The sequence below is a fragment of the Nocardioides sp. genome (assembly GCF_031397825.1).
Lineage (GTDB): Bacteria > Actinomycetota > Actinomycetes > Propionibacteriales > Nocardioidaceae > Nocardioides.
This window is the reverse complement of sequence record NZ_JANNML010000032.1, coordinates 18725-30258: the sequence shown is the minus strand read 5'-3', so window position 1 is coordinate 30258 and position 11534 is coordinate 18725. Positions and strand designations below refer to the sequence as shown.

Annotated in this window: 9 protein-coding genes; 2 read left to right on the top strand and 7 right to left on the bottom strand. The window is 70.1% G+C overall.

Features of this window, described 5'->3' with window-relative positions; all coding sequences use genetic code 11:
- The 4 genes from ispG to RMN98_RS02575 all read right to left on the bottom strand — a co-directional run.
- Positions 1 to 1046 (bottom strand): flavodoxin-dependent (E)-4-hydroxy-3-methylbut-2-enyl-diphosphate synthase (gene ispG / locus RMN98_RS02590; protein WP_309647242.1); only part of this gene is annotated, 1046 nt, incomplete at its 3' end.
- Positions 1043 to 2086, bottom strand: a complete 1044-nt coding sequence (locus RMN98_RS02585) for a DUF559 domain-containing protein (RefSeq protein ID WP_309647241.1) — start codon at positions 2084 to 2086, stop codon at positions 1043 to 1045. The genes ispG and RMN98_RS02585, both read right to left, overlap by 4 nt.
- 201 nt (positions 2087 to 2287) lie before the next feature.
- Positions 2288 to 3649 (bottom strand): site-2 protease family protein, encoded by a 1362-nt coding sequence (locus tag RMN98_RS02580; RefSeq protein WP_309647240.1) that lies wholly within the window; start codon positions 3647 to 3649, stop codon positions 2288 to 2290.
- The gene (locus RMN98_RS02575; protein ID WP_309647239.1) at positions 3646 to 4743 is read right to left on the bottom strand and encodes a 1-deoxy-D-xylulose-5-phosphate reductoisomerase; all 1098 of its coding nucleotides are present in this window, start codon (positions 4741 to 4743) and stop codon (positions 3646 to 3648) included. Before RMN98_RS02575 ends, RMN98_RS02580 begins: the two co-directional genes overlap by 4 nt.
- Positions 4744 to 4834: 91 nt before the next feature.
- Between RMN98_RS02575 and gabT the strand changes: the two genes are divergently transcribed.
- Positions 4835 to 6178, top strand: a complete 1344-nt coding sequence (gene gabT, locus RMN98_RS02570; RefSeq protein WP_309647238.1) for a 4-aminobutyrate--2-oxoglutarate transaminase — start codon at positions 4835 to 4837, stop codon at positions 6176 to 6178.
- A gap of 306 nt (positions 6179 to 6484) precedes the next feature.
- On the opposite strand, the gene mctP is transcribed toward gabT, so the two are convergent.
- Complete coding sequence (mctP, locus tag RMN98_RS02565; RefSeq protein WP_309647237.1) at positions 6485 to 8167, bottom strand: monocarboxylate uptake permease MctP; 1683 nt, start codon at positions 8165 to 8167, stop codon at positions 6485 to 6487.
- The gene (locus RMN98_RS02560; protein ID WP_309647236.1) at positions 8164 to 8418 is read right to left on the bottom strand and encodes a DUF3311 domain-containing protein; all 255 of its coding nucleotides are present in this window, start codon (positions 8416 to 8418) and stop codon (positions 8164 to 8166) included. The genes mctP and RMN98_RS02560 overlap by 4 nt, the downstream gene beginning before the upstream one ends.
- A 69-nt stretch (positions 8419 to 8487) precedes the next feature.
- Between RMN98_RS02560 and RMN98_RS02555 the strand changes: the two genes are divergently transcribed.
- Positions 8488 to 10320 (top strand): amidohydrolase family protein, encoded by a 1833-nt coding sequence (locus tag RMN98_RS02555; RefSeq protein WP_309647235.1) that lies wholly within the window; start codon positions 8488 to 8490, stop codon positions 10318 to 10320.
- Here RMN98_RS02555 and RMN98_RS02550 read toward each other — a convergent pair.
- A complete protein-coding gene (locus tag RMN98_RS02550) occupies positions 10307 to 11530 on the bottom strand; it encodes a saccharopine dehydrogenase C-terminal domain-containing protein (RefSeq protein WP_309647234.1) in 1224 nt (407 codons plus the stop codon). The genes RMN98_RS02555 and RMN98_RS02550 overlap by 14 nt on opposite strands.
- Positions 11531 to 11534: the final 4 nt, after the last annotated feature.

Below are 11534 nucleotides of genomic sequence, written 5' to 3'. Positions count from 1 at the left end.
GTCTTGATGACCTCGCCCTTGACGAAGATCTGGCCCTTGCCGTTGCCCGAGGCGACACCGAGGTCGGCCTCGCGGGCCTCCCCGGGGCCGTTGACGACGCAGCCCATGACGGCCACGCGCAGCGGGACCTCCATGCCCTCGAGGCCGGCGGTGACCTGCTCGGCCAGGGTGTAGACGTCGACCTGGGCGCGACCGCAGCTGGGGCAGGACACGATCTCGAGCTTGCGCGGCTTGAGGTTGAGCGACTGCAGGATCTGGTTGCCGACCTTGACCTCCTCGACCGGAGGGGCCGAGAGCGAGACGCGGATCGTGTCGCCGATGCCCTTGGACAGCAGCGCGCCGAAGGCGGTCGCGGACTTGATGGTGCCCTGGAACGCCGGGCCCGCCTCGGTGACCCCGAGGTGCAGGGGCCAGTCGCCGCGCTCGGAGAGCATCTCGTAGGCCTTGACCATGACGACCGGGTCGTTGTGCTTGACCGAGATCTTGAAGTCGTGGAAGTCGTGCTCCTCGAACAGCCCGGCCTCCCAGACGGCCGACTCGACGAGAGCCTCGGGAGTGGCCTTGCCGTACTTCTCCAGCAGCCGCGGATCGAGCGAGCCGGCGTTGACGCCGATCCGGATCGAGGTGCCGCGGTCCTTGGCGGCCTGGGCGATCTGCTTGACCTGGTCATCGAACTTGCGGATGTTGCCCGGGTTGACCCGGACCGCCGCACAGCCGGCGTCGATGGCGGCGTAGACGTACTTGGGCTGGAAGTGGATGTCGGCGATGACCGGGATCTGCGAGTGCTGGGCGATCTCCGCGAGCGCCTCGGCGTCGTCCTGGCTGGGGCATGCGACGCGCACGATGTCGCACCCGGTGGCGGTCAGCTCGGCGATCTGCTGGAGCGTGGCGTTGACGTCGGAGGTGAGCGTCGTCGTCATCGACTGGACCGACACCGGCGACTCGCTGCCGACGCCGACCTTGCCGACCTGGATCTGACGGGTCTTGCGGCGGGGCGCGAGCACGGGAGGCGGCGCCTCCGGCATTCCGAGGTTGATGGCGGTCATGCCTCCAGCGTACTGACCGGGCGCGGAGCCGACTCGCCGGCAGACGTCATGCGCAGGGTGGAGTCGCCTCCACGGCATGCATGACGTCCTGGCGGCCCTGAGGCGGCGGACCCCTGCCACCCGCCCAGTCGGAGGCCCTCCTCGATCTGAGCGAAGAAGGTGTCCGGCTCGAGCCGCATCCCGAGCAGCGGCAGTCGCAGGACCACGTCGCCGGTCAGGACGAGGGAGTTCTGTCGGAGCGCATCGCCGACGACGTTCTCGGCCCACGCGTGGTGGATCCCGTCCACCTCCACGACCAAGCGGTGCTCGGGCCAGTAGAGGTCGAGGTAGTAGCGGTTCCTCTTGTCCCGGCGCAGGACCTGTCGCGCCGGTGCGGGCAGTCCACGAGGTCTCAGCTCACGCATGACGTCGAGCTCTCCGAGGGCGCGAGAGCCGTCGAGCAGGTCGGTCACGACCGTGTGCAGCAGGACCCGACGCCGGTCGCGCCGGATGCGCAGCAGCTCGTGACCGAGCTGCTCGGGTGCGGACAGACCCTGCTGCACCGCGAGGGTCAGCAGGTAGGTCGCCTGGCGGTCCGTGCGGGCCCAGAGCGCCCCTCTCAGTGCTGCGACGGCCGGTCTGGTGCGCGGGATGCCTCCAACCACCAGGTCATCAGCCGACCACCGGCGTGTCTGCCGGATGTCGTAGCTGCTCGTCCGCCGCACGCGGGACCCTCGGGGCACCGACACCCGGACCCGTTCGACGGTGAACCGCGTCAGGCCGCCGGCGATCAGGGCCGACGCACCGTCCAAGCCGGCGCGTGGTCCACCCTGGAAGACCGCCGCCCACTGATGACCGACCTCGTCGACCGACCCGTTGTGGACGCAGACCGACTGGTCACCGATGAGCTGCCACCGACGGGCCCTCACCTCACCGCTCACCTGCCACCTGGTGACACCGAGGGCGTAGATCTGACGCCGGGACACCACGTGCCCCTGCCTGGCTGCCAGGGCACGGACCGCGATGAGGACGGGTGCGTCGTACGGCGTGGACTTCGACATGACGCCGAGGCTGACGCCGCTGCGTGGGAGCGGCGAGCCGCGGTCAGCCGCGCTGTGGACGACCGTGCACCGCGGGGAGCCTGTGCGCGACTCGCGGGCTGGCGCGTCGCCGACGGTTGGGCCGGGACGTCATGCGCAGCGTGGAGTCGACTCCTCAGGACGTATGACGTTGCGCCGCAGGTGCTCGGGCCCCAGCCGAGGTCAGCCCTGCAGGCTCAGCGGCACCACGAGGTCGCCGATGATCAGCACCACACCCATGACGAGCATGGCCGAGGCGACGACGTAGGCGATCGGCAGCAGCTTGGCGGCGTCGACGTAGCCCGGGTCGGGACGGCGCCGCAGGCGGGCGATGCCGCGGCGTGCCCACTCCCACGCGGCGCTGGCGATGTGGCCACCGTCGAGCGGGAGCAACGGCAGGAAGTTGAACATGCCGATGAAGAAGTTGAAGCCGGCGATGAGCATCAGGAGGTAGACGGTCTTCTCGGTGACCGGGAACTGGTCGCTGGAGACGGTCTCGCCCGCGAGGCGTCCGCCACCGACGATGCTGACCGGGCCCTCGGGGTCGCGCTCCTCGAGGCCCACGATGGCCTGGGCGACGTCGAAGACCTTGACCGGCAAGGTGGCGAGCGCCTTGACCGTCTCGACGGTCATGTCGCCCATCTGGTCGAGGGTGTAGATCGGGCCGCCGGTGGTCGTGACGATCTCGACCTCGGGCGTGACCCCCAGGAAGCCGACCTCGCGCAAGGTCTCGTCGGTCTCGGAGGTGGGACGTGCCTCGACGGTCGTCGACGTGGTGCCGCTCAGCTGCTGGCCGTCACGGACGTAGGCGATCGTGGCGTCGCCCGCGGCGTTGTCGCGGATCAGCTCGCGCAGCTGCTCCCAGTCGGTGACCGCGACCCCGTTGAACGTGGTGACCTGGTCACCGGGGCGCAGGCCGGCCTCGAAGGCGGGGCTCGGCGGGTCCTGGGCGGTGCAGTCGCGACCCTCCTCGGTGAAGGGGATGACGCACTCGGAGACCGTGCTGATCACGGGAGCGCCCTTGACGACCTCGACGGACTGCTGGCCGTAGGTCGCGAAGACGCCCCAGAAGATGAAGAAGGCGATCAGCAGGTTGACCGTCGGCCCACCGGCCATCACGACGATCTTCTTCCAGGAGGCCATCTTGTAGAACAGCCGGTCGTTGTCCTCGGGGCCGACGAGCTCCCACTCGGCCGCTCGGGCGTCGGAGATGAGCTGGGTGAACATGCCGGTGTTGGACTTGCGCACGCGGGTGACGGTGTTGCCGGCGGCGTCGACCGTGACCTCGTCGGCCAGCTCGTGGGCGCCGGGCGGCAGCATCCCGACGATCTTGACGTAACCGCCGAGCGGGATCGCCTTGACGCCGTACTCGGTCTCGCCGACCTGCTTGCTCCACACCGTGGGGCCGAAGCCGATGAAGTACTGCGTGACCTTCCCGCCGAACCTCTTCGCCGGGATCATGTGACCGAGCTCGTGCAGGCCGATCGAGGCGAGGATGGCGACGACGAAGATGACGACGCCGAGAAGGTAGTAGAGCGCGGTCACGCGGGTCTCCCGATCAGGCTGCTGGTCTCGGTGCGGGCCCAGGCGTCGGCGGCGAGGATGTCGTCGACGGTGAGTCCCTCGATCGAGGGTACGTCGTGACGCGCAAGGACGGCGGCGACACTGCTGACGATCTCGTCGAAGCGGAGCCTCCCGGCGCGGAAGGCGTCGACGCACACCTCGTTGGCGGCGTTGTAGACCGCGGGCGCGGTGCTGCCCCTCTCCCCCGCCTCGCGGGCCAGCGAGACGGCCGGGAACGCCTCGTGGTCGAGCGGGTGGAACTCCCAGGTCTCGGGCCTGGTCCAGTCGACCGGCGGGGCTGCGTCGGGCACCCGGTCGGGCCAGGACAGCCCCAGCGCGATCGGGATCATCATGGTGGGCGGGCTGGCCTGCACCAGCGTCGAGCCGTCGATGAACTCCACCATCGAGTGGACGACGCTCGTCGGGTGCACGACCACCTCGATCCGGTCGAAGGGGATGCCGAAGAGCAGGTGCGCCTCGATGACCTCCAGGCCCTTGTTGACCAGGGTCGCGGAGTTGATCGTGATGACCGGTCCCATGTCCCAGGTCGGGTGGGCCGCCGCCTGCTCGGGCGTCACGTCGGCGAGCTCCGCGCGCGAGCGGCCGCGGAACGGCCCGCCGCTGGCGGTCAGCACGAGGCGTCGTACCTCCCCGGGGCGTCCTCCCCGCAGGCACTGGGCGATCGCGCTGTGCTCGGAGTCGACCGGGACGATCTGGTCGGGCCGGGCGCGGTCGAGGACCAGCGGGCCGCCCATGATCAACGACTCCTTGTTGGCCAGCGCGAGGGTCGTGCCCGCGTCGAGCGCCGCCAGCGTCGGACGCAGCCCGACCGCGCCGGTGATCCCGTTGAGCACGACGTCGCACGGGCGGGCGGCGGCCTCGGTGGAGGCCTCCTCGCCGAGGCCGGAGAAGGCCGGCGCGAACTCCGCGACCTGCTGCTCGAAGAGGTCGGGGTTGGACCCGCCCGCGGTCAGCCCGACGACGCGGAACCGGTCGGGGTTGGCGCGGACCAGCTCCAGGGCCTGGGTGCCGATGGAGCCGGTGGAGCCGAGGACGACCACATCACGACGAGTCACGGGAAGAAGTCTCCCGCACTTCTCACCAGGATCATGGATTCGTTGCCCTAGGGGCCTGTCACCGCGGAACCGGTGGGATTAGGGTTCTCCCATGACTGAAACAGCCGTCGGAGGACCGTCCCTGCCCCAGGAGCGCCGGCTCGTCACGGCGATCCCCGGCCCAGAGTCGCAGCTGCGGCTGCAGCGCAAGAAGGAGCACGTGGCCGACGGCGTCGGGACGACGCTGCCCGTGTTCGTCGTCGCGGCCGGTGGCGGCGTGCTGGTCGACGTCGACGGCAACTCGCTGATCGACCTCGGCTCGGGCATCGCGGTGACCTCGGTCGGCAACGCCGCGGACGCCGTCGTACGACGGGTGCAGGAGCAGGTCGCCGCCTTCACGCACACCTGCTTCATGGTCACGCCGTACGACGGGTACGTCGACGTCTGCGAGGCCCTGGCGCAGCTCACGCCGGGCGACCACGCCAAGAAGTCCGCCCTCTTCAACTCCGGCGCCGAGGCCGTGGAGAACGCGGTCAAGATCGCCCGTGTGGCGACCGGCAAGGACGCGGTCGTGGTGTTCGACCACGCCTACCACGGGCGCACCAACCTGACGATGGCGATGACCGCCAAGAACATGCCCTACAAGCACGGCTTCGGGCCGTTCGCGGGCGAGGTCTACCGCGCGCCGATGTCCTACCCGTTCCGCGACGGTCTCTCCGGCGAGGAGGCCGCAGCGCGGGCGATCGACGTGATCGAGAAGCAGGTCGGTGCGACCAACCTGGCCTGCGTGGCCATCGAGCCGATCCAGGGCGAGGGCGGCTTCATCGTGCCGGCGCCGGGCTTCCTGCCGGCGATCGCCGCGTGGTGCCGGGCCAACGACGTCGTCTACATCGCCGACGAGATCCAGTCGGGCTTCTGCCGCACCGGCGACTGGTTCGCCAGTGACCACGAGGGCGTCGTGCGCCACCAGGTGACCACGGCCAAGGGCATCGCCGGCGGCCTGCCCCTGGCCGGGGTCACCGGCCGGGCGGACCTGATGGACGCCGTGCACGCCGGAGGCCTCGGCGGCACCTACGGCGGCTACCCGATCGCCTGCGCGGCGGCGCTCGGGGCGATCGAGGAGATGCGCGAGCACGACCTCGGCGCCCGTGCCCGCGAGATCGGCGTGGCCATGGCGGCGCGGCTCGCGGACCTCCAGGAGACCTACGCCGTCATCGGCGACGTGCGCGGTCGCGGCGCGATGATGGCGATCGAGCTGTGCACCCCGCGCACCACCGAGCCGGACGCGGCCCGCGCGGCTGCCGTGGCGTCGTACTGCCACGCCCGCGGGGTCGTCGTGCTCACCTGCGGCACGTGGGGCAACGTCTTCCGCTTCCTGCCGCCGCTGTCGATCTCCGACGCGCTGCTCGACGAGGCCTTCGACGTGGTCGCGGAGGCGTTCGCTGCGACGGCGTAGGAGCCGAGGCCGGGTCGGTCCACGTCGAGGAGTCGAGACGGGGGGGCGAACTGCGCTCGGGTCGTGTGCCGGAGGCTGCGCCGGGGCGCTGGCTGAAGCCCACGACTCGGCACGTGACCGACCGGGCTACGCCTCGCCGTCTGGTCGTGTGGCTCAGACCGCGTTGCAACGCTGCCTGCGGCACACGACTGCAGCCAGGACCTACCTCATGGACCACCGGCCCCCTCAGCCGCCGAGCACACCCGCTGACCAGTCAGCAGAGCCCGAGTCGGCGCGATGTTGCTGCACCATCGCGCCGACTCGGCGTCAGCGCGGCTCTGCGCGGAACGGCTCGTCGCTGTGTGCGAGGTCGGCCTGGACCCGGGGGTCGTCGGCGTCGGCGTAGTAGTCACCGGGCTCGGTGGCGTCCTTGCCGTTGGAGACCTTGGCCGCGTTGAGGACCAGGGTCAGCACGACCGTGATGAGCAGGTTGAGCGCGAAGGCCGTGACCGCGATGTAGCCGAGGTCGCCGATGCCCGGGATGATGTCGAGCGAGCCGCCGAAGCGCTTGCCGTTCGCCGGGTTGACGACCTGGTAGGCCTGCACGGTGCCGTAGACCATCCCTGCGGCCCAGCCGACCAGCAGCGCCTTGCGGTGGAACCAGCGCGTGTAGAGGCTGAAGACGATCGCGGGGAAGGTCTGGAGGATCCAGATCCCGCCCAGCAGCTGGAAGTTGATCGCGTTCTGCTTGTCGAGCGTGAGCACGAAGACGAGCGCGAAGCCCTTCACCACCAGCGACATCAGCTTGGAGACCTTGGCCTCCTGGGCCGGGGTCGCGTCCTTGTTGAGCCACTCCTTGTAGATGTTGCGGGAGAAGGTGTTGGCCGCCGCGATCGACATGATCGCTGCCGGCACCAGGGCACCGATCGCGATCGCCGCGAAGGCGACCCCGGCGAACCAGCCCGGGAAGAAGTCCTCGAAGAGCTGCGGGATCACCAGCTGGGGGTTCTTCTCCCCGTCCAGGCCGGTCGGGTCGGTGCCGGCCGCGATGGCCACCCAGCCGAGGAGGGCGAGCAGCCCGAGCACGAAGGAGTACGCCGGCAGCAGGGCCGCGTTGCGACGCACGGTGTTGCGGCTGCTGGAGGACAGGCTGGCGGTGATCGAGTGGGGATACATGAAGAGCGCGAGCGCCGAGCCCAGGCCGAGCGTGGCGTAGGCCCAGAGCTGACCGTCGCCGGGGATGTAGGACCCGGTCGGGGCACCCGTGAGCTCGTTGGTGGTCGCCATCTTCTCCTCGGCCGCGCCGAAGATGTTGTCCCAGCCGCCGACCTGCGAGGGGAGGTAGACGATCGCGACGACGATGACGAGGTAGATCAGGATGTCCTTGACGAACGCGATCACCGCGGGCGCACGCAGGCCCGAGGAGTAGGTGTAGGCCGCGAGCACGGCGAACGCCACGAACAGCGGGGCGTCCTTGGCGACCCAGTTGTCACCGCCGCCGACGCCGGCCACCTCGAGCACCGCCTGGATGCCGACGAGCTGGAGCGCGATGTAGGGCATGGTCGCGATGAAGCCGGTCACCGCGATGGCCAACGAGAGCGAGCGGTCGTCGTACCTGCCGCGGACGAAGTCGGCGGTCGTGACGTAGCCGTGGCGGTGGCTCACCGACCACAGCCGCGCCATGAAGACGAAGATGATCGGATAGAGCATGATCGTGTAGGGCACCGCGAAGAAGCCGGAGACGGCCCCCGTGGCATACATCGCGGCCGGCACGGCCACGAACGTGTAGGCGGTGTAGAGGTCGCCCCCGAGGAGGAACCACGTGACCCAGGTGCCGAACTTGCGACCGCCCAGGCCCCACTCGTCGAGGGTGTTGAGGTCGGCGGCGCGGCGAAACCGCGAGGCCATGAAGCCGAGCACCGTGACGACGAGGAACAGCGCGATCAGCACGACCAGCGCGCTGGTGTTGACCCCGCCGCCGGTCACCAGCGGCGTCACCAGCGGCGTCATCGAGGCTTCCTCGCGGACAGCGTGAGCAGGTAGGCGCCCCACGTCATCGCCGAGCAGAGGAACACCCAGGCGAACTGGTACCAGAAGAAGAACGGGAAGCCGAAGAGCTCCGGTCCCTCCTGGGCATAGATCGAGACCCACAACAGGGCCACGACGGGGATCAGGAGCAGCACACCGGCTGCTGCCATCTTGCGCATGTCGGTCTCCGGCACGGCAGGCGTGTCGGACCGTTGGTCATTCCCGAGACTCATGGGGCCGGACGCTACCTGTGATGGCCGTTACCTCTTGACGCGTGTCAACGACTCCGGTCCAATCAGCGGGTGACCTTCGACGTGATCATCCAGGGCGGCCGCTGGTTCGACGGGACGGGGGCGGCCGCGGCCGTGCGCGACCTCGGGATCAGGGACGGCGTGGTGGTCGAGGTCTCCGCGACCCCGCTCGACACGACCGGCTGCCCCGACGTCGTCGACGCCCGGGGCCAGTGGGTGCTGCCCGGCATGGTCGACATCCACACGCACTACGACGTCGAGGTGCTGCGCGACCCGCACCTGCCGGAGTCCCTGCGCCACGGCGTCACCACGATCCTGCTCGGCTCGTGCTCGCTCTCGACGATCCACGTCGGCGGCGTCGACGCCGGCGACCTCTTCGGCCGGGTCGAGGCGATCCCCCGCCAGCACGTGATCTCCGCCGTCGACGAGGCCAAGAACTGGAGCTCGGCGGGCGAGTACGTCGACGCGCTGGAGTCCCTCCCGCTCGGGCCCAACCTCGCCGCCTTCATCGGCCACTCCGACATGCGCACCGCGACCATGGGCCTCGACCAGGCCACCCGCAAGGGCGTCAAGCCGTCGCGGCGCGAGCAGCAGCGCATGGAGGACATGCTGACCGAGGCCCTCGACGCCGGCTTCGTCGGCATGTCGGCCCAGCAGCTGCTCTTCGACAAGCTCGACGGCGAGGTCTGCCGCTCGCGCACCCTGCCCTCGACCTACGCGACGTGGCGCGAGATGCGTGGGCTGCGCCGGATCCTGCGCGAGCGCGAGCGCGCGCTCCAGGCCGGCCCCGACGCCAGTCACCCGCACACCATCGTCACGCAGGCGTTCGGCTCCATCGGCCTGGGCTCGTGGGGCCTGGGCTCGGCCAAGCCGCTCAAGACCAGCCTGCTGTCAGCAGCCGACATCAAGGCCATCCCCGGGATCATCCACCTGATGCGCCTGCTGGCCGCGGTCTCCAACCGCCTCGGTGGCGACTTCCGCTGGCAGCACCTGCCGGTGCCGTTCGAGGTCTACGCCGACGGCATCGACCTGGTCATCTTCGAGGAGTTCGGCTCCGGCGCCGCCGCCCTGCACCTGTCGGAGAAGATCGCGCGCGACGACCTGCTGCGCGACCCGGCCTACCGCGCGGCGTTCCGCAAGGACTACGAGAGCAAGTACGGCCCCCGGGTCTGGCACCGCGACTTCTTCGACGCCGAGATCATGGAGTGCCCCGACGCCTCGGTCATCGGCAAGTCCTTCGGCCAGGTCGGCGTCGAGCGCGGCGGCCTGCACCCCGTCGACGCGTTCCTCGACCTGGTGCTCGAGCACGGCACGTCGATCCGCTGGCGCACGACGATCTCGGGCCACCGCCCGCACATCCTGAAGAAGATGGCGGCCAGCCCCGGCATCCAGATGGGCTTCTCCGACGCCGGCGCCCACCTGCGCAACATGAGCTTCTACAACTTCGGGCTGCGCCTGCTCAAGCACGTGCACGACGCCGACCAGGCGGGCAAGCCGTTCATCACCGTCGAGCACGCCGTGCACCGGCTCACCGGCGAGCTCGCCGAGTGGTACGGCATCGACGCCGGCCACCTGCGCGTGGGCGACCGCGCGGACCTCTTCGTCCTCGACCCGGCCCACCTCGACGACACGCTCACCGAGTACGCCGAGGCACCGGTCGCCCAGTACGACGGACTGTCCCGCATGGTCAACCGCAACGACGCCACCGTCCCGCTGGTGATGGTGTCCGGGCGCGTGGTCTGGCGGGACGGCGAGGGGACCGACGTACTCACGCAGGAGCGGACCGGGCAGTTCCTGCGCGCGGGCGAGGCCGGCCCGGCCGTCATCCCCCCGGCGACGGCCGGGCCTGCCAGGCCCGAGTCCGTGGTCCTTACAGCTCCTTGATGCCCCAGGGGCTGCCGTAGGCGGTCAGCAGGTCGAGGAACGGCACCGCGTCGAAGGCCTCGGGGCCGAGCACACCGGCACCGCTCCACACACCGGTCGCGAGCAGCTCGAGCGCCACGACGGGGTTGATGGCCGTCTGCCAGACGACGCACTGGTGGCCGTACTCCTGCATCGTCCACTCGTTGTCGACCACGTGGTAGAGGTAGGTCGACCGCGGCTGGCCGTCCTTGCCCTTGCCGGTCACCCACAGGCCGGCGCAGGTCTTGCCCTTCATCCGCGGGCCGACTCCTGCCGGGTCGGGCAGCACGGCCGCGACCACGTCGCGCGGGCTCACCTCGACGCCCTTCACCCGGACCTTCTCGGTGCTGTCGAGCCCGAGCGTGTGCAGCACCTTGAGGATGGTGATGAACTCGTCGCCGAGTCCGTACTTGAAGGTCGCGCGCTTGCAGTCGATCCAGCGCGGCATGAGGAGCACCTCCTCGTGCTCGACGTTGACGCACTCGACGGGACCGATGCCCTCGGGGAAGTCGAAGACCTCGGGCTCGCTGAACGGTGCGGTGGTGTGCCAGTCGCCCGCGCCGGTGCCGTCCCCGGCCCAGATCACCGGCGGGTTGAGGCACTCCTCGATCGTCGTCCACATCGAGAAGGACGGCGCGAAGACCTCGTTGCCGTCGTCGTCGGTGACGACGAGGTTGGCGCCGTCGCGGGTGCCGAGCTCGTCGATCTCGCTGAAGAGGTGGTCGCTGGCGTAGCGCGCGAAGACGTCGGAGAGGCCGGGCTCGACGCCGATCCCGACGAGCGCGAGGCGGCCGGCCGACTCCCAGTCAGCGGCAACCGCGAACTGCTCGTCACCGAGCTTGACCCCGCACTGCTCGTACGGCGACTCGGGGTGTGGCTTCGACAGGCTCATCGCCATGTCGAGGTAGTCGGCACCCGCGGCGAACGCGCCCTCGAAGACCGGCATGTCGAAGACGGGGTCGACCGCGTTCATCACGTGGGTGATCCGGTGCTCGTGGCACAACGCGGTGACCGATGCCGCGTCGGAGGCGTCGACCCGCGCCTCGACGTACCGCTCGTCGATCGCGGCGGCCGTGCGCGCCTTGGCCTCGTCGTAGTCGGCGACCACGATCGTCTCGAAGAAGTCGCGGCGTGCCGCGAACGCGGCGAAGGCCGACCCGACGCCGCCGGCGCCGACCAGGAGGATCCTCATCGTC

Coding starts and splice junctions, on each gene's coding strand:
- RMN98_RS02585 (WP_309647241.1), bottom strand. CDS start 2,086: ATGTCGAAGTCCACGCCGTACGACGCACCCGTCCTCATCGCGGTCCGT.
- gabT (WP_309647238.1), top strand. CDS start 4,835: ATGACTGAAACAGCCGTCGGAGGACCGTCCCTGCCCCAGGAGCGCCGG.
- mctP (WP_309647237.1), bottom strand. CDS start 8,167: ATGACGCCGCTGGTGACGCCGCTGGTGACCGGCGGCGGGGTCAACACC.
- RMN98_RS02560 (WP_309647236.1), bottom strand. CDS start 8,418: ATGAGTCTCGGGAATGACCAACGGTCCGACACGCCTGCCGTGCCGGAG.
- RMN98_RS02550 (WP_309647234.1), bottom strand. CDS start 11,530: ATGAGGATCCTCCTGGTCGGCGCCGGCGGCGTCGGGTCGGCCTTCGCC.